This window comes from Desulfoplanes formicivorans (assembly GCF_001748225.1).
In the GTDB taxonomy this organism is placed as follows: domain Bacteria; phylum Desulfobacterota; class Desulfovibrionia; order Desulfovibrionales; family Desulfomicrobiaceae; genus Desulfoplanes; species Desulfoplanes formicivorans.
This window is the reverse complement of record NZ_BDFE01000009.1, coordinates 66,049-81,655: the sequence shown is the minus strand read 5'-3', so window position 1 is coordinate 81,655 and position 15,607 is coordinate 66,049. Positions and strand designations below refer to the sequence as shown.

At 55.5% G+C, this 15,607-nt stretch carries 25 protein-coding genes and 1 other RNA gene; all 26 read right to left on the bottom strand.

Going from position 1 to position 15,607, the window contains the following annotated elements:
• Positions 1-80: 80 nt before the first annotated feature.
• Positions 81-485 (bottom strand): hypothetical protein, encoded by a 405-nt coding sequence (locus DPF_RS04290; RefSeq protein WP_069857636.1) that lies wholly within the window; start codon positions 483-485, stop codon positions 81-83.
• Positions 486-526: 41 nt separating this feature from the next.
• Positions 527-1,480 carry a phage tail tube protein gene (locus tag DPF_RS04285; RefSeq protein WP_069857635.1) on the bottom strand — a complete coding sequence of 318 codons (954 nt, stop codon included), beginning with the start codon at positions 1,478-1,480 and terminating at the stop codon, positions 527-529.
• A gap of 9 nt (positions 1,481-1,489) precedes the next feature.
• Positions 1,490-1,918, bottom strand: coding sequence for a phage tail terminator protein (locus DPF_RS04280; RefSeq protein WP_069857634.1), 429 nt, complete (start codon positions 1,916-1,918; stop codon positions 1,490-1,492).
• Positions 1,915-2,412, bottom strand: coding sequence for a phage virion morphogenesis protein (locus tag DPF_RS04275; RefSeq protein ID WP_069857633.1), 498 nt, complete (start codon positions 2,410-2,412; stop codon positions 1,915-1,917). The genes DPF_RS04280 and DPF_RS04275 overlap by 4 nt, the downstream gene beginning before the upstream one ends.
• Positions 2,412-2,855 (bottom strand): DUF1320 domain-containing protein, encoded by a 444-nt coding sequence (locus DPF_RS04270; protein ID WP_069857632.1) that lies wholly within the window; start codon positions 2,853-2,855, stop codon positions 2,412-2,414. Before DPF_RS04270 ends, DPF_RS04275 begins: the two co-directional genes overlap by 1 nt.
• Before the next feature lie 2 nt (positions 2,856-2,857).
• Positions 2,858-3,838: a major capsid protein gene (locus tag DPF_RS04265; protein WP_069857631.1), complete on the bottom strand. Its 981-nt coding sequence runs from the start codon at positions 3,836-3,838 to the stop codon at positions 2,858-2,860.
• A gap of 21 nt (positions 3,839-3,859) precedes the next feature.
• Positions 3,860-4,225 (bottom strand): hypothetical protein, encoded by a 366-nt coding sequence (locus DPF_RS04260; protein ID WP_069857630.1) that lies wholly within the window; start codon positions 4,223-4,225, stop codon positions 3,860-3,862.
• Positions 4,226-4,240: 15 nt separating this feature from the next.
• Positions 4,241-5,041 carry a phage protease gene (locus DPF_RS04255; protein ID WP_069857629.1) on the bottom strand — a complete coding sequence of 267 codons (801 nt, stop codon included), beginning with the start codon at positions 5,039-5,041 and terminating at the stop codon, positions 4,241-4,243.
• The gene (locus DPF_RS04250) at positions 5,038-5,781 is read right to left on the bottom strand and encodes a phage head morphogenesis protein (RefSeq protein WP_069857628.1); all 744 of its coding nucleotides are present in this window, start codon (positions 5,779-5,781) and stop codon (positions 5,038-5,040) included. Before DPF_RS04250 ends, DPF_RS04255 begins: the two co-directional genes overlap by 4 nt.
• A 107-nt stretch (positions 5,782-5,888) precedes the next feature.
• On the bottom strand, positions 5,889-6,101 hold the full coding sequence (locus DPF_RS04245; protein ID WP_069857627.1) for a TraR/DksA C4-type zinc finger protein: 213 nt from the start codon (positions 6,099-6,101) through the stop codon (positions 5,889-5,891).
• Positions 6,094-7,620 (bottom strand): phage portal protein family protein, encoded by a 1,527-nt coding sequence (locus DPF_RS04240; RefSeq protein ID WP_083254457.1) that lies wholly within the window; start codon positions 7,618-7,620, stop codon positions 6,094-6,096. Before DPF_RS04240 ends, DPF_RS04245 begins: the two co-directional genes overlap by 8 nt.
• Entirely contained in the window at positions 7,620-9,125 is a 1,506-nt protein-coding gene (locus tag DPF_RS04235) for a hypothetical protein (RefSeq protein ID WP_069857732.1), read from the bottom strand. Before DPF_RS04235 ends, DPF_RS04240 begins: the two co-directional genes overlap by 1 nt.
• 5 nt (positions 9,126-9,130) lie before the next feature.
• Positions 9,131-9,724, bottom strand: a complete 594-nt coding sequence (locus tag DPF_RS04230; RefSeq protein WP_069857625.1) for a hypothetical protein — start codon at positions 9,722-9,724, stop codon at positions 9,131-9,133.
• A complete protein-coding gene (locus tag DPF_RS04225) occupies positions 9,724-9,969 on the bottom strand; it encodes a hypothetical protein (RefSeq protein WP_069857624.1) in 246 nt (81 codons plus the stop codon). Before DPF_RS04225 ends, DPF_RS04230 begins: the two co-directional genes overlap by 1 nt.
• A complete protein-coding gene (locus DPF_RS04220; protein WP_069857623.1) occupies positions 9,966-10,337 on the bottom strand; it encodes a hypothetical protein in 372 nt (123 codons plus the stop codon). Before DPF_RS04220 ends, DPF_RS04225 begins: the two co-directional genes overlap by 4 nt.
• Positions 10,337-10,531: a hypothetical protein gene (locus DPF_RS04215; RefSeq protein ID WP_069857622.1), complete on the bottom strand. Its 195-nt coding sequence runs from the start codon at positions 10,529-10,531 to the stop codon at positions 10,337-10,339. The genes DPF_RS04220 and DPF_RS04215 overlap by 1 nt, the downstream gene beginning before the upstream one ends.
• A gap of 1 nt (position 10,532) precedes the next feature.
• Positions 10,533-11,132, bottom strand: coding sequence for a hypothetical protein (locus DPF_RS04210; protein WP_069857621.1), 600 nt, complete (start codon positions 11,130-11,132; stop codon positions 10,533-10,535).
• A 1,066-nt stretch (positions 11,133-12,198) separates the two neighbouring features.
• Complete coding sequence (locus DPF_RS04195; RefSeq protein WP_069857619.1) at positions 12,199-12,465, bottom strand: Mor transcription activator family protein; 267 nt, start codon at positions 12,463-12,465, stop codon at positions 12,199-12,201.
• Positions 12,466-12,479: 14 nt separating this feature from the next.
• The gene (locus DPF_RS04190) at positions 12,480-12,809 is read right to left on the bottom strand and encodes a hypothetical protein (protein ID WP_069857618.1); all 330 of its coding nucleotides are present in this window, start codon (positions 12,807-12,809) and stop codon (positions 12,480-12,482) included.
• Entirely contained in the window at positions 12,806-13,195 is a 390-nt protein-coding gene (locus DPF_RS04185; protein WP_176724160.1) for a regulatory protein GemA, read from the bottom strand. The genes DPF_RS04190 and DPF_RS04185 overlap by 4 nt, the downstream gene beginning before the upstream one ends.
• A 236-nt stretch (positions 13,196-13,431) precedes the next feature.
• Complete coding sequence (locus tag DPF_RS04180) at positions 13,432-13,755, bottom strand: nucleoside triphosphate pyrophosphohydrolase family protein (protein WP_069857616.1); 324 nt, start codon at positions 13,753-13,755, stop codon at positions 13,432-13,434.
• Positions 13,756-13,782: 27 nt separating this feature from the next.
• Complete coding sequence (locus tag DPF_RS04175) at positions 13,783-14,349, bottom strand: HI_1489 N-terminal domain-containing protein (RefSeq protein ID WP_069857615.1); 567 nt, start codon at positions 14,347-14,349, stop codon at positions 13,783-13,785.
• A gap of 285 nt (positions 14,350-14,634) precedes the next feature.
• An RNA gene (locus DPF_RS04165) (hammerhead ribozyme type II) lies at positions 14,635-14,722 on the bottom strand.
• On the bottom strand, positions 14,722-14,862 hold the full coding sequence (locus DPF_RS14000) for a hypothetical protein (protein WP_176724159.1): 141 nt from the start codon (positions 14,860-14,862) through the stop codon (positions 14,722-14,724). The genes DPF_RS04165 and DPF_RS14000 overlap by 1 nt, the downstream gene beginning before the upstream one ends.
• Positions 14,863-15,378, bottom strand: coding sequence for a host-nuclease inhibitor Gam family protein (locus DPF_RS04160; RefSeq protein ID WP_069857613.1), 516 nt, complete (start codon positions 15,376-15,378; stop codon positions 14,863-14,865).
• Between the two features lie 9 nt (positions 15,379-15,387).
• Entirely contained in the window at positions 15,388-15,606 is a 219-nt protein-coding gene (locus DPF_RS04155) for a hypothetical protein (protein WP_069857612.1), read from the bottom strand.
• Position 15,607 lies beyond the last annotated feature (1 nt).

The window sequence follows — 15,607 nt, the reverse complement described above, 5'->3', positions numbered from 1 at the left end:
CCATCCGCCATTGTCTTTCCGGCACTGCTCCTGTCGGGCCGGGGTGCAGAGCCCGGCCCGAATAGCCTTCAGATCTTCCGTCAGTTTTTTTCTGCGTCCTCGCCCTGGTCGCGGGCAACCCTGGCAGACACATCAAACACCTGGGCGGCAAGCAGCTCGACCAGGTCAGACGCCTGCTCCAGCACAATATCTTTCCAGTCTTCGCGGTACCCAGGCTGGTTTGGATCAGTTACCAGGGGAACCCATTTCCCGTCCTGCTCAACTTCCAGGTCTCCGGCCCTGACGCCGACCAAGATCTCCAGCCCGTATTTCTGCCGCGCCTCGATTGTCCGGTTGATGAGTCGCCCGCCACTCCGCTCAACAGATGCGTTCTGATACGCCAGCCGCTGTTTATTCGTTGGCAGCGTGTAGTACATGGTTACACTGTCACCGGATATATTATCTTCAATCTTCAGGCTGCACTTGCCTCCAAGTCGTCTTGCCACGTGTATCTCCTTGATTGATGGCGGCACACGCCGCCCTTGTTTTACGCGTATGTCAGCACAACTTCATCATCCCCGGTCCCGGCATCGTCGATTGTTGCGGTGAACGCGAGTGAGTACGTCAGTATTCCATCCCGGTCTCCGTAAGCTGGGACCCCGTACTGAGCCTTGGGGATTGATATGCTGATCCGGTTGCCGATGTCTGATCCTACGGTTGCAGAAATGGCTGCTTTGGTCGATCCAGACCAGGCGGTCCACGGGTTGAACTCGGCCAAGGTAACGGCCTCCGGGTCAATTGATCCAGTCGGCGTCCTGGACTGGATCTCGATACCAGTCACTCCAGTGGAAGAATTGATATCTTTGCGCTGGCTCGTTGATACCCCAAGGTCAAACGAAAGGGCGTTACATACAGGCGAGTACCCGCCAACAGTAAGCCCGAGGCCCGCAACGATCGGGGGTACAATATCCGCAATAACCGGTGATGGCATAGCCTCGTCCACAGGATCGACCCACAGACCTGTCATTGAAAACTCGATTGTTCCCAAAGCGCTGACAGAAGCATCGATCTTAAACGACCCGCGACAGCCAATAGCCTTGTGAAGGAGGCCGTCTTGATAGTAGTATATTGTGCAGCTGTCGTGTTTGGCAGGGTCGGACTCTGGCTGATAAACCCAGCCTGTTGCCGCGTCGCCTGATTTTTTCATGCCACATGCCAGAAGCAGCGGCTCATATTCAGGCGGCAGTATGTCCGTATCCTCCATGCCGCCGCCCTTGAGTTCAGTTTGTATCGTTAGAGCAACAGTTTTTGTCGTCACGACAGACCCGATCGGACTCAAAACGTCACGTACATAATCCCTGGTAACCTCTTCACCAGAAGGCGTGATGTTTGACGAGACGTTGCAAATAAAAGCATCTGTTGCCGGATCAGGCGATGCATCGACCCCGTATGTCGCTTCAGTCTTTGCCAGGACAACCCGGCGTCTGGTTAATTTAGGCATGATATACTCCTATTTTCTCAAATACGTTTGGATAGAGAATACGGCTTCGTATCCGATGACACCGGACCCGTCTGGTACACGCAGGATGGAGTCTCTTGTCTTGACTATCTGCCCGGCAGCAATCTCTTGGCCGACCAGGGCGTCCTCAACCTTGTCCAACAGCTCCAGAGCCGCTGTGGCTGCCGCGTGACTGGACCTGTATTTTTTGGCCAATATCAGCACGGACCAAGACCACGTCTGTGCCTGCACCAGCGAGCCTGCTGCTTGGTTTTGCTTGGCAGGACCGCCCGCATAGACCACCCAGCACGCTGCCGAGCGCACGTCCATGGCTTTGCGGTCATCCATTCCCAAGGGCAGGGAGCCAATCCGGACCGACTCCGGGAGGGCCGATTTAAGCAGATCAATGATCTGGTCTTCTGTGGCCGAGCGGGTTGTCATACCAGATACCTCGTCAACGCATTGCTGATTTCATTCCAATCCAGTGAGTCTTCGTCCGGCAGAAATGGCCTTGCCGGGATCTTTGACCCGGGATGCCGGACAGACGTGACCGGATGGGACGCACCGGGCCAGACCAGGGCTTTCTTCGTCCTGGGCCGGATTGTCCTCGGTTTTGTTTTGCCACCAAACTGATGGATGGCCGCATACACAACATTCGTCCCCGTCTCGACCTTGTTACCCGACGCCCTGGCCGTAATGGAGTTTCTGAGCCTGGCTGTGTCCACCAGTGTCTGCCCGCCAGACGCCTTGACCCGTGCCGACTCCGGCCATTTGTGACCAGGAAGCCCGCCTTGCTCAAATGCTTCGGCGGACTGGGTGACAACGATCTCCCCGATCTCCCGCATGACAGGGGTAAGATCCCCCATCTTGGCAAGCAGCTCGCCGAGCATGGCCTGCACCTGGGACGTATCCACATCAATGCTGACGCCAGGCATCAGAAGCCCCTCCATCGACCACGGGGGAAAATGGGACGGGGAGCATCAACCAGCACTTCGTCGATGTCAGGTTCGGATTCGCTGCCCTCCTGCGGCCCGATAACGATCTTCCCGGAAACAATTGACTCCAGCAGCTTGGAGCACCTGGAGTGTTCCCGCTGCCAGGAATCAGGCTCGGCAACTCCGGGGCGGCGCAAATACAGGTGGTGCACAGCCAGCTTGGCCGATATGTTGGCGATAAGGCCAGGGACCGGATCGGCCAGGGGCACCGTTTGCACCGTGCCGACATACGCGTCGATCTCTCTGTCCGCTGCATCAATGGCTTCTTCGAGCACGGCCTGGACGGTTTCATCTTCCAAGCTGCCCGACCCGGCATCATCTGCCAGGTCGAGCAACTCGGATTCAGACAACAGCTTTTTCAGGTCTTCGATCGCAGAATACATGGCTACGCCTCAGATACCGTTGCCGTGCAGATTGCGGATGTGTTGACAATGGGGAACGGCTTGCTTTCTGCCACCAGCTTCACCCCAGAGGGATCTTTCATGGGGATGGGCTTGATGAAGAAGGGCATGGCCTGCAGCTTGCCGTCCAGATCATCAATGGCGCAGTAGGGCATCTTGTGCCCGCCGTCCTTGGCCACCATGACAAACTGATGGTCCCCGACCTTGGCCGTCATATTTCCATTGGAAGGATTGCGATACTTCTCGGCCATGCGCTTGACCTCGTACCCGCCAACATTGATCACGTTTTCCGAAATGGACACCTTGACCTTGGCCGTGGTGGTTGTGTTTTCGGCAATGCCGACAAGGTGGGAGTAGGCTGTTTTGCCCGCATAGGTGACAAATGATCCGCCAAACCCTTCCTCTTCGATCAGCTCGGCCATGTCGGACAGGATGGTGAATACATCCTTGAGCTTTGCACCGGTCGCACTGATTTTCGTCGACGGGATGTACGACAGGGGGGAACCGAAATCGACTTCCCAGGTTTCAAAACTCCCGGACTCAAGGGCAACAGGCCACTGGATCTTACCGGTCAGGGCCATGGCACCCATGGCCTCGGCAGTCTTCCGGCAGGCCTTGCGGAGATAGTCTGTCTTCTCCCGCGACCACGCCTGCTGACCACCACGACCCAATACCTTGAGATTGTTCAGATCTGCCCCAGTGACCATTTTGTTGGGCCGGATGGGCAGGGGTTCATAAAAGGTCACGGCACCGGATTCAGTGGTTGCGGGCACGGATGGGGCGCCACGCAACACAACAGGGAGCTCGCGGACAACTGCGCTCACCATGTCCGACCCAACCACCGGCGATCCCAGATTGGGCCGATCAGCGAATATCTCGTCGATGATCGTGGTGTGGATGGGAGGCAGGGATTTCAGGTTCTGGATGATGGCATCCCGGCTGAACAGCGATGTAAGATTAAGCATGCTTCACCTCGTTTTTTCTGGTTATTCGGCAAAGATTCCTGCGTCGCGCAGGGCATCAAGCTGGCTTTCGGTCGGCGATTCACTATCCGTAGCACCAACCTTGAGGGTCGTTCTGATGACAGATCCGTGGATGACCACCAGGCCGACCGTGGAGTTGGATGTGTCGATTTCAGCATCAAGCACACCAACAACAGCATTCAGCGGGGCGTCTCCGGTCGGATCATACGGGGCATACGATCCGTCAGCAGCTCGGGCGAGCAGAAGCCCCGTGGGATATGTGCCGTCATCGGCAGCAAATGTTCCCGACACGATAACCGGGGGATGCGCAGAGCCACGCGCCCGGGTGTCGTTGTAAGACAATATTGCGATTTTCGATGTAATGGTCATGGGTTCCTCCTGTGGTTATACTTTGTCTGTCAGATCGACATCTTCAGCCGGGGCCGCTGTGGGCTCCTTAAACTCGTCAAACAGACCGTGCCCCTTGTGGGACTCAAGGAATGCCCAGAAATGATCTTCCAGGCTCTTCTTGCCCTCGGACTCGGAAAAGCAGATCTCTTCATTTTCCGACCCAGATCCAAGATGCTCGGCAAAGGCAAGCACCTTGTCCTTTTCCGCTGGCATGACCTTGCCCGATTCAACCAGCTTGGCGATCCTGGCCTCTCTGGCCTCACGCTCCTTGGCCGCCTGGGCCTGGGCAACATCTGCAGCCAGCTTTTCCGCTTTGGCTTCAGCAGCTTCCCGGGCCGCCTTTTCCGCTTCCAGTTTTTTCTGCAGTTCCTCTATGGTCACTCCTGCATCCTCCTGTTTTGAGTATTCAAAATAATCGCCCTCATCGCTGAAACTGACTTCTCCCAAGCCTTCAACAGCTGGCTGGGCAGCCCCCAGTAACCCCACATGCCGGATACGCCCGTCCGGATAAAAGCTGACGCTCTTGTGTTTGTAGCGCCCGGCAGCAACCGCCTTTTTCAGTTCGTCCGGCACCTGCTTGAAACTGGCCAACAGCACATCTCCGGCTCGCTTGAGCTTATCGATCCAGCCGTATGCTGGAGCATTATCCTTGGGATGCCCAATGACCAATGGGGCTTCTCGCTTGCTCGGGTCATACGATTCAATGGCCTTGTCCAGGTCCTCCACCGTCCATGTCTTTGTCCGTCCACGGGAATCGGTGTGGGTCCCCGCGCGGAAGATAGGTGTCCATGTCATGACTGTTTCCTCGCTGCTAGACGTTGTTCCAAGGGCTGGCGCAGATTGGCCGGGTATTTGCTCAAGTCCGGTTCCCAGCCATCTTTCCCGCAATTGGTTTCAAAGCCTTTGTCCGGCATAAGCGGCCTGGCTGGCATCTTGTCGCCAGTCACAGGGTCCACGGGCTCAATCAGCTCTCCAAGGCCATTGCCGTGGCCCACTTCAATCCCTCGCTGTTCGACCTGCCGTTCAGACAACGTCTTCACCGAGCATCGGCAACGGAACCCGTTTGGCGGATAGAATGTGTCCCAAAACTCGCTGTCTGCCGGATAAACTTTGCCGTGCAGGGCCGCATGTGTCGGACGTGTGCGGGAGTCGTTGACAGCCGAGTATTGCCAGTACGGCCTGGATTCCCTGACGGCGACCATCTGCTTGTACCGCCCCGTTGCATAGGCAGTCTGGATGTTGGTCCGGAAGATATTGTCAACACGCCACGCCTTGACCCCGGTCCACCCCTGGTTCTCCCACACGTCAGACAGTGATGCCTTCCAGTCTTCAAAGCTGGTCCCATCGTCCAGGGCCTTGGTAATGGATTCAAAGATCATGGCCAGGACATCGGCTTCAGCAATGCCAGACACGGTAAATGCACGGGCCTTCCAAACGTCTGCCAGGGCGTAAAACTCGCTGGCAGTCATTTGCACCTTGGTGACCCAGTATTCTTTTGCCTCGTCCATGGGCAGCGGTTTCAATTCGACTGGCATGCTGTTTTTTGCTCCATAATACTAGTATTATACTAGTATAATACGCTTCACCGGCACTATTACCCCAAAAATAGCATTCAAGGCCTTACAAACGATTTTCGAGCGTTTTACCCCTTGTCGTACTCTTGCTGGCAATCTACGCACCGAACACACCCAGGAATGGCTTGCCTGCGGGCCAGGGGAATGAAGCACCCGCAATCAACGCACCTGACCCTGCCACACATGTTTTCGGAAGCGATATACACGGCATGCTTCCGCGACTCTTCCCATTCGCGCATGGATCGCCGCAGATAGTCGTTGGCAATATCAACCTCATCCATCGTCCTTAACCTCTTGATTCACCTGGAACCGTCCCCACAGATCAGCGGCGACCATGGCTTGCTGCAGCAGGTCTTCGAGATCTGCCCCGGCAAAGCCTTTTTCAAGCTCTTTTGCCAGGCGCTCCTGTACCTCGTCGTATGACCCTGATTCCTGGACGATTGCCTTGATGCGCGACATCACTTTCCGATCAAAAATTTTCGCTGCCCGGTCACGTCCCTGGTCTGCCATGTCCTCAAGCGCCTGTTGTTCAGCCGTGTAGCTGCCTTTGCCCTGGGCATGATCGATGTCCTGAGCTGCGCCATCTGTTGCGATATCAAACTCATCCTCGGCCAGGTTGTATCTGCGCACATAGTGGGCCTTGGTAAACCGAACGCCAGTGGTCGACAGCTTCTTGTCCAGGTCTGCCTGGGCGTCATAGTCTTCTGGCTCGCGGAAGCGGAAGGTCGGGGTAGGTACGCCAGGGGCGTTCACTTGCCCGTACACCCAGGCCAGATTTTCCATGAACGTACAGATCAGCACCTCGTCTGCTGCCGCATAGTCGGAAAGCAGCTTTCTGTGCGTCTCGGCCGCAGCCTTGGACCCTGATGACCCAATGTCCGCCGTCAGGGTCTGGCCCATGATGACCATAGCGATGGCATTGTCCATGTACTTGACCAAGTCGGCATGCAGTGATCCGCTTGCTTTGCCGCCGGTGGTCTCGACCTGCACTTCCGTACCCGCTGTGACCACGGCCACAGCGTCCTGGACCATATTGCTGAGCTGGCGCAAGATCTCCTGCCGCTCTGGCCGCTGCGCTCCGTTCCTGGCCCTGCCGATGACCCACGGCATGCCGAACTTTTCGCAAAGCGTTGTCCAAAATCTGATGCCGCCTTTTTTTATGGCCACGGGCCACAGGCACCGCGACAGAAGGCGCAGCCCATACGGGTTCCATGATGCAGGAAAATGGCGCACGGCAACGGCTTTGCGCGGATCAACATCCACACCAACGGCTGAGACATCGATAAATTTGAGCTTGTTATCAGACCCCCATCCAAACCATTCCGGGGGCCTTGGGATCATCTTGGACAGGGACATGGATCGGTTTCCTGGCGACCACACAAGCTCCACAACCGTATATCCAAAAAGCGGTGCATCAAGGATCTCTGAGAACAGGTTGTAGAGATCAACCCGCTCAAGATCTCTGGACAGCATGTCCCGCAGCCGAACCGCATCGTCTGTTGGCTCCTCGCCTTCTGCGTGACCCGGCTCCAGCACCCAGTCCTGTTTTTTCAGGGTGATCAGCTTCCTGGACTGTACGGATGCAGTAACCTTGTGATCAGCCAGCACGGCCCGCAGGGCATCCATTCCGGCGTTGGGCATCTTTTCCAGAACGGGGTCCGGGTCGGGCATGGTCCCCAGCCAGGATGCAGGATCAAACCCTGTAGCCGACAGGTATGTGTACATCTCGCTGCCGAGATCTGATTTCTTCAGATCATCAACATCCATGAATTGCGTTGGAGATACCCAAATTCCGCTCATCAATAACCCCGCAGCAGCTGTTTGCTGTGATTGATACCCGCCGTCAGCGCCTCAAACGGCCCGGAATACTCAAAATGCCTGCTGGCATACACGGCCAGCACATAGGCGATGGCCGCGTCACCATGTCGCTTGCCGCCATCACCGGCCTTTGTCCTAGTGCTGGCGGGGATCTTCGGGACTCCCTTCACCTTTTGCACGGCCCGCAGGTCGTCCATCACATCATCATCCCTTGGGATGGAAACGGTGCGATCCTCCAGCATGGCCTTGGCCGGGGGCCAGTTTTCCAGGAGCCAGGAATCATGAAAGCTGACCTGCTCAATGCGATCAGCGCCATACCTCTGGCGGCCACGCTCAGCCAAAAAAGCTCCGTTTCCGCCCTTATCCAGCGCACCACCGGCAAGCATGGGCAGCCGGTCGCAGACATGGAAAAGGATCTGCTCCTGCTGGGTAAAAGGGCAGTCACGGAGCTCAAGGAGGAAGGGCGTTGCAAAGGTTGCCCCGGGCATGGATTGCAAGGGCCAGATCACGGTCAGGTCAACGTCTCGTCCAAAGTCTTCTCCGAAATATGAGGGTCTCTGCGGAAGGCTCGCAAGCACATGGTCCAGCTCCGCCATGCACCAGTCCAATACCTCTCGAAATCTCTGATCATCGCGCCAGTCCACAAAGTCTTTGGACGGTGGTTCCCAGCGGATGACGGGTATCTCTGGCTTCCAACATGCCTCGATGGTCGAACGGAGCAGGTACGCACCGCCGCCCTGTGACGGTATGCAGAAGAGTTCTTCGTCGGCGTCGTCTCCATACGAAGCAATGATCTTATTGCGCCAATCAGCTTCCTTTTCAGCAGACCACTCTTCACCGCGTACCAGGCAAATTCGAGCATACAGCCCATCCTCCAGAGCTTCATCAAAGTCATACCGATGCACGGAGTATGGCAGCCGTCCGGCCCGGCAGTCCTCGATCAGCTGATTGAAATAGTTGGAGTCACCAAAATGGGTAGATATGACCACCACCTGACCGCCCCACATAAGCAGGGCCAGGGCCGCCTTCATGAGCCCTGCAAGGTCCTCATGGAATGCGGCCTCATCGATGACAACACGGCCTTGACGGCCGCGGAGGTTTGTCGGGCGGGAGCTCAGGGCAACAATCTGATGCCCGGACGCGAACGATATGCGAAATGCCGCAATGTCCTTGTCCCCGTCATCTGTCTTGTCCTTGAACACGAATTCATCGATGTCCGAACACGCTTTGGCGAACTGCTTGGCCCACCATGCGCATGTCTGGATGTACTCCCGGGTCATCTCCTGATTGTAGCCGATGTACAGCACGTCCATACCGTCCCGGCCTTCGGTGGCCGCTACAAGCACGTCATCAGACGCCTCGGCCCAGGTTATGCCGATCCGGCGGGATTTCTCAGCGATCTTGACCTCGGATTTATCGGCAACCCACTTCTGCTGGTATGGCAGCAGAACCGCAGGTGCCCGGTCGAGATCGCGTATGGTCAACATGCTGTTCATTGAATCCCTAAAATTTGCTTCCTGAACGCGTTCGCACTCTCAACAGAGAGCCCCTTGGCCCGGGCAGATTCCCGCCCGTCTGCGTTTGTCTGCGCCCGCATCTGGGAGATCATCTCCATGGCCTGACGCAATTCTTTGATTGATTTGAAATCGACTTGCCCCGGGTCACTCAACATCATGTTCAGCTTTGTGGATACGGCTTCGCTCAATGCTTCCACAGCATCCTCAGTTGTTTTGATCTCCCGCACCGGTGCCTTGGCGGCATTGACTGCCCGTCCTTCCCGGGCCGCCTTCTCCCTGGCCAGGGCCAGGTTCTCCAAAGCAGACACGGCAAAAGCGTCTTGCGCACCCTGGTCGGCAATCAGCTTTTTGAGCATCCTGGACCGGGCTTTGACGAAATCTGCCCGGATCTCGGATTCGGCCATGGCGATTTCTTCCCGCTTCTCACGCCACCGGTACTTTTCAGACCAGCGCTTGAGCGTGCTCGCAGCGATCCCGGTCATCTCGGAGACCTGGGCATACGACAGACGGTCAACGCAGTAGAGCTCCTGCGCTCGCCATACTGTTTCCGGATCGTGCTCCCAGCCCATTATTCCCCCAGGATGTCCTTGACCTTGGCCAGTCGCTTCAGGTCGGCCAGATACTTCAGGTGCAGATCAGACAGTTCAACAGCGGTAACAGCCACCGCCTCAATATCAAGATCTTTCAGGTCAGCCGTTGGATCAAGATTTGACCGGATGGTCTCAATCATGCCGGTTGCCCGGATCTCCATTCGCTTTACGTCGGTTTCCAGCTCGGCTTTTCTACCTAGGTATTTTGCCCGCTCACTGTTCATGCCACCCTCCTGGACTGCATCGCGTCGATCTTGTCACACAGTCGCTGCATGGTCTGGGTATTCAGGACCACTACGGAGTGGAGATCCCTGCACACCCGCTCGTATCCCTCGACCAGCAGGACGTTGTTCTTGTAATACGTAGATATTGCATCAACGGACTTGCCGTATTCTTCAAGGATTCGCGTTGTATCGGCACGATATGTCTCAAGCAGATCGGCCTGTCTTCTGGACGAGGTTGCGGATAAAAATATGACCACAAAGGGCATAACAAGCGGCAGCCCAAGCACAAGGATACCTATTCCCCATGGGCCTAATGCCCCGACAATTTGAGCCAGCGCCCCCATGGCAGCTGCTGTTGATGCGTCCATTATTCCTCCGTTTGTGGCGCGAGATCCGGCAGTTGTCTCAAGGCCTCGTTGGTTTTGCGCAGATCTTCGATTCCCGGGACCTCGTATCCCTCGTCAGCCAGCTTGGTGGCTGCATCTACAACCTGACCTGCAAGGCGTGTTGCTGTAGGGATCAAGGCGACAATCAGGTCAACAGTAGCAGGTGATATGGCCATGTCATTCCCCCTGTAGAGACAGAGACATCAACGTTGTGCTGATGTCCGATATGAGTTGCGCAATATCAGCACCCAGGGAGTCGAGGCCCTCGGGCGTGTCTATTGCATTGGTCCCGGCCCATACAATGACCATGTCGTTGTATGCGATGATTGCTCGTTTGAGGGCATCCATGGACTTGGCCAGCTCTGCTGGCATTGTCTCTCCTGCCGCCTGCAATCGTTCTTCGGTGGCAACATAGTTGGCGTACAGCTCTTGATATGCCTGCCCGACCTCATACCCTGTTGACTGCGCTCGCTCCCTGGGCGTCATGTTTGCCGAGCAACCGCAAGCGATACTGACGAGCATCACGACGCTGAAAAGCATCGGCAGGAAAAGGACAGATGTCTTGGTGGTCGATGTTGCGGATGTTTCCCCGGGCTGCTGCTTGGCCTTTCCTGTAACCAGTGCCAGCGCTTCAATAACCTTGTACACCTTGGCAACGAATGCATCGTCAGCAGGGGTGTCTGTCAGCTTGGTGATCAGGCTGGCAGCGGTCACAACAGACGTTGCCGCAGTCAGGATGCCAACCCAGTTTTCTATGATCCAATTGATTATATCCACGACTTCCTCCGTTATGCTGAAAACAGTTTGATGCCATATCGCGCCACATCATGATTGCGGCAGTCTATGTGCACCCAGGAAACGTCTGCCTCCATGGCTGTAACCAGGAACGTCCCATCATCATCACGCACAATATCAAGATCTTCGAGGATGGTCTGTCTGACAGTCTCTGCCGGGGCCCGAACTGGTATCAGGTCCAAGGCCCGTCCATAACGGTGCTGGGACAGTTCAGCGCCGACATTACATCCTGCAGGCCGAAACCCTCTGTACTGATTTGTCCCGCCATAATACCAGTCGTTTACGATCATGGGTCCAAACTCATCGCGCAGCCTGTCTGCGGCGCGTAATATGCGGGCATCAAAACAAATCCAGAGCCGTGCCCCATGCCTGTCAAGCAGGTCATGAGGCACAAGCTCGTGTAGGGAGAAATGGGATGGTCTGTACATGCGGCCAGGTTTAGCCGTCAGACAGGAACTGGGGAAATGAAGCGGATTCAGGGATTTTTTGCAGGAAAAACGAGAAAACCCCGCCATCATACACTGAGAGCGGGGTTCGTTTCGGCAATATTGTACCTGCTATTCTGGTCGATACATAAACGACCATTTCCCTAAGGCCAAGCCGTCAAAAGAAACGTCTGTCGTAAACGTCCGATGGTATCGAAGTGTATCTGTCGTTCGACCGGAAAGGGTACAGGTTACGGTGTCGACAACTGTCTCTCCCTTTACCAGAAAGAAAATAATCCTGCTGTTATGAATGTGGTGACACTTTTCGTCATGCGTCCAGTCTACGGTTCCATCGATGCAATATTCTTCACCGTTCTTTGACAAGACAGTATTAAACACACCGTAAATGCTATAATCTTGCATGCTGTACGGCAACGAGCTGTCACTGATAGGAGAGGAGTTAATCAGCACCCTTTTCCCAACATATGGACTCGAACAAGCCGCCAGCAACACTGCACCAAAAAACAAAAAAAACAACCTTTTCATTTTACCAAACCTCCTTTTTTCGATGACCAATATCCACTGCCTTACGCTCGTGCAAGGCAAAAATCAAAATCAGGCAATCAAATCGGCAGGCGGCGCTGTTTGGGTGCAGCATCGTTAAGGATCGCCCTGATGCGCCGTTCTGTAAGGCCATACTTTTTTGCCAGCTCCTGGATGCCGATTCCGGCCATCCTGTCCCGATAGATGGCCATGTCCCGTTTCCGCTGCTTTTCTGTCCTGTCCCAGATGGGGAAGTACACCTGGCATCCCTGGAACAGCTCGGCAATGCGCTTGGCAGTTTCGCGGTCCGTCACCGCCTCGATTTCCTGGTATATTTCAGGGATCATGAGGTCACCATCAGTTATCTTTTAAGCGTGTCAGACACAGCCTGGGCCTGCATGCGGAACAGCTCCAAACATCCCGCACACCGGGGGCCTGGGGACTGGCGATCAGGGCACCTGGTGCAGGCCACGTTCCGGATGGCCTCGTAAATTTTATCCACGTTCTCCGTGGGGGCCTTGCGTCCGTCCATGATCGCCCTCATCTTTCGTTCATGCCCGGCCTGGTCCCCGGCATAATTCCCGCCAGCCACCTGATACACAACTCCCTTGCTGGGCAACTCATCGGCATGGGACTTCCAGAACTTGTACACCGACCCATACCGGGCAACGATTTCATCCCTGAGACTCATCGTGTTTCAGCCCCTTCGCGACGCTGCTGGTAGGCCAATGCGGCTGTCATGGACTGCAACTGGTCATGACTGCACCAGACAACCCTGTCCACACCCCACATCTTGCGTGCAAGGCCGTCTGCGTACTCGGGCACAGGCCGCCCAAGAGAGTAGCATTGGGCCCAGATGCGCTTGATTTGACTTGCCTTGTCGGCAGGCAGTGCACCGTTCTGCTTCGACCGCCTGGGCTCAAACCCAAGCTTCCGCATATGAGCCACCACCCTGGTCAATCCGTACGAATCCAGATCACCGGCAGACTCGGCCCCGCCCACCTCGGCCAGTATGGCTCTGTACGCATCATCCGACAACCCAAGATCCTTCTTGGCAATATGAATCTTCGCAAGCATGTTCCTCCTGGTCATTGTTTCCTCCTATTCCCACATGTCGCAATCTCTCGAACACGATTCACACAGCGGTCGAGCAGAACGCGGATCACCTTTCCTGGTCCAGCGTTCTCGATTGACAAATCGACCACATGAACAGCAACGCTTATGATATTCAGTTCTTTTTTTCTTCACAGTACACACTCCTAACCAATTGATCCTTGATTTCCCCGCCCTGTTTGGGGGCAGGGTGTCAAATATCAACCGGCAATCCGTTTCACGTCTTCTTCGTTGTCCAGGAAAACATTATTGACCTCGTTCAGCGTCTTCCGCAATCGTTCCAGTTTTATGGCTTTCTTCCCGTCAATCCGTTTCCCTCCGATCATGAGACGCAACTGGGATAGCATAATTTCCATATCCGCAGCTTCTTCTGCCAGCTGTTCGAGTGCTGGCCTGTTCCTGAGCACATGCAGTGCAGCTGTAGCCAATTCCGTGGCTTCTTCGGCGACCATGGCCAACTGTGCTTCGACGCCCCAAGTACAAAGTGCTTCTTTGTAAATACTGTCCATTTTTTGTTTTTCCATACCAGTTCTCCTTGTATGTTATTTGGTTCATGATCTCGATCCAAAACGTTCTTTTATTTTTGCCAGGTGGGCCATGGCCCGCTGACGATTTGCCTCCAACTCCTGCTCCTCAATCCTTGCCTGCTCGTCCGCGCTGACAACCCTTCTCCCGTCTGTTGGCGAATACCGCAGGGCATCTTCTTTTTTCTTGTGGGCGACTTCAAAATTGCACTCGGCAATCTCGTAGGCGATGGCTCGCAGGTAGTTGTGTCCATCCATGGGCCTCTTCAGCTTCCCCTGGGCGTCCCGTTCCATCACGGCCTTGATGCCTTCCGCCCAGTATTCCGGGCGATTATCAATAATCCGGCCGCCTTTCCATTGCACTGTTTTGTCCCGGATGTACCCGTCCAGCTGACGGATAATGCGCAGGGCCCGGGACCAGGTCATGGCCCGGGGCGATCCGGGTTTCCGAAACAGGCCAAGATACGACCATATCAACCTGGGCAACTCCCCGGGCATGGCGTCCACTATAGTGACGGCAGCCTTGGCGTCAGCATCGGCCAAAAACAATTCAACCGGTCCGTATGTTCCGCAGTGAGGGCATGTTGCTTTCATCCCCGCGCCTCCATCTCGTCCTGCATCGCCCGCTTGCGGATGTCGTCATACGTCCAGGCGCACCTGTGCACACCGTCGGTCCCTGCTGCGTGGAAGCATTCGCACGTGCACCAGGTGCCGTGCCAGCAGCAGCAGTGCCGTTCGCAGAATTTTCGATCAACCTGGTCGCATGGGGGTCTGTTGATTTCTGCTCCATGGTCAACAACCTGGTTGCCTCGCAGTAGATCCCATCGACTACCCACCAGCCCAGCAGCTTCTTTCTGCATAGCATTTATCCTCCTTTTCCGTAGGCTGCTCGTCAGACCCGGGGCGCCGCCCCCGGATGACCCTGCACCCACTTTGCACCAGACAAAGTGGGTGCAGGGTTTCGCATTACCTATCCTGCAACTTCTTCAGCGTTTCCTCTGCATCTTTAACAGTCATACCGGCCATGAATGCATATTCGATCCACGCCTCTCCGTATAACTCCAGGAACCGGCCAAGGACCTCTATTTCTTGGTCTGTCAGTGCCATTTATGCCACCCTCCCTTTGATCTCCTGTTCGGCAATTTCATACCAGAACGTGTCTTTCTCAACCCGCCTGGCATGCACCAGGGCCAGCTTTTCGTCAGACCACTGGGAGAGTTCGTCCTTGTTCACAGATTCCTTGACCCGGATGGCCTCGGTAAATCCCAGTTCCTTGAGCTTGCCCAGCACCATGGCCAGGGTCTTCTTGGGCATTGGCTTGATCTCTTTGGACCTGCGGTACCCGATGCAGCCAAAGTCCAGGTCTTTTGACCGTTTATCCACGAACAGTTCGTCCTTGTTGAACTCGGCAAATGCCAGCAGGCCGTTTTCCAGGCTGGCCATCTTGGCTTGCAATGGAGCAACCGCCGCCTCTGTCTCCGCCTTCAGCCGATCAATCTCATCATTCATTGCCGATTCCCGGGCTTTGATGGACCTCTTCAGTTCGGCAATCTCGGCCAGGGCCTTGTTGGCAGCTGCCAGATCTTTCACCGGGTAGAGATTTTTTGGTTTCTGTCTCGCCATGTTTCCTCCTCAAGCTGTTTTTGCCATTTCTTCGGTTATTTCTTCGTCACCAGGGATTGACTCTGCCATCCTGGGGACAGGAAACAACCCTTCCATTTCCTCTGCCTCGTCAGCTGCAACGGCAAGATTTTGTCTTACAAGACGGAGCACTGCAGCCTGTTCCGGCCTGACTTGATGCATGATGCTACCCAGGGCGATGGCGCATGATCGTATTTCCTGACTAACCATT

Coding starts and splice junctions, on each gene's coding strand:
- DPF_RS04180 (WP_069857616.1), bottom strand. CDS start 13,755: ATGGAAAAACAAAAAATGGACAGTATTTACAAAGAAGCACTTTGTACT.
- DPF_RS04285 (WP_069857635.1), bottom strand. CDS start 1,480: ATGCCTAAATTAACCAGACGCCGGGTTGTCCTGGCAAAGACTGAAGCG.
- DPF_RS04260 (WP_069857630.1), bottom strand. CDS start 4,225: ATGACCATTACATCGAAAATCGCAATATTGTCTTACAACGACACCCGG.
- DPF_RS04275 (WP_069857633.1), bottom strand. CDS start 2,412: ATGCCTGGCGTCAGCATTGATGTGGATACGTCCCAGGTGCAGGCCATG.
- DPF_RS04280 (WP_069857634.1), bottom strand. CDS start 1,918: ATGACAACCCGCTCGGCCACAGAAGACCAGATCATTGATCTGCTTAAA.
- DPF_RS04220 (WP_069857623.1), bottom strand. CDS start 10,337: ATGGACGCATCAACAGCAGCTGCCATGGGGGCGCTGGCTCAAATTGTC.
- DPF_RS04235 (WP_069857732.1), bottom strand. CDS start 9,125: ATGTTGACCATACGCGATCTCGACCGGGCACCTGCGGTTCTGCTGCCA.
- DPF_RS04175 (WP_069857615.1), bottom strand. CDS start 14,349: ATGAAAGCAACATGCCCTCACTGCGGAACATACGGACCGGTTGAATTG.
- DPF_RS04225 (WP_069857624.1), bottom strand. CDS start 9,969: ATGAACAGTGAGCGGGCAAAATACCTAGGTAGAAAAGCCGAGCTGGAA.
- DPF_RS14000 (WP_176724159.1), bottom strand. CDS start 14,862: ATGGCACTGACAGACCAAGAAATAGAGGTCCTTGGCCGGTTCCTGGAG.
- DPF_RS04255 (WP_069857629.1), bottom strand. CDS start 5,041: ATGACATGGACACCTATCTTCCGCGCGGGGACCCACACCGATTCCCGT.
- DPF_RS04190 (WP_069857618.1), bottom strand. CDS start 12,809: ATGAGTCTCAGGGATGAAATCGTTGCCCGGTATGGGTCGGTGTACAAG.
- DPF_RS04230 (WP_069857625.1), bottom strand. CDS start 9,724: ATGGGCTGGGAGCACGATCCGGAAACAGTATGGCGAGCGCAGGAGCTC.
- DPF_RS04245 (WP_069857627.1), bottom strand. CDS start 6,101: ATGGATGAGGTTGATATTGCCAACGACTATCTGCGGCGATCCATGCGC.
- DPF_RS04185 (WP_176724160.1), bottom strand. CDS start 13,195: ATGCTTGCGAAGATTCATATTGCCAAGAAGGATCTTGGGTTGTCGGAT.
- DPF_RS04160 (WP_069857613.1), bottom strand. CDS start 15,378: ATGGCGAGACAGAAACCAAAAAATCTCTACCCGGTGAAAGATCTGGCA.
- DPF_RS04240 (WP_083254457.1), bottom strand. CDS start 7,620: ATGAGCGGAATTTGGGTATCTCCAACGCAATTCATGGATGTTGATGAT.
- DPF_RS04250 (WP_069857628.1), bottom strand. CDS start 5,781: ATGCCAGTCGAATTGAAACCGCTGCCCATGGACGAGGCAAAAGAATAC.
- DPF_RS04215 (WP_069857622.1), bottom strand. CDS start 10,531: ATGGCCATATCACCTGCTACTGTTGACCTGATTGTCGCCTTGATCCCT.
- DPF_RS04195 (WP_069857619.1), bottom strand. CDS start 12,465: ATGATCCCTGAAATATACCAGGAAATCGAGGCGGTGACGGACCGCGAA.
- DPF_RS04270 (WP_069857632.1), bottom strand. CDS start 2,855: ATGTATTCTGCGATCGAAGACCTGAAAAAGCTGTTGTCTGAATCCGAG.
- DPF_RS04155 (WP_069857612.1), bottom strand. CDS start 15,606: ATGGTTAGTCAGGAAATACGATCATGCGCCATCGCCCTGGGTAGCATC.
- DPF_RS04265 (WP_069857631.1), bottom strand. CDS start 3,838: ATGCTTAATCTTACATCGCTGTTCAGCCGGGATGCCATCATCCAGAAC.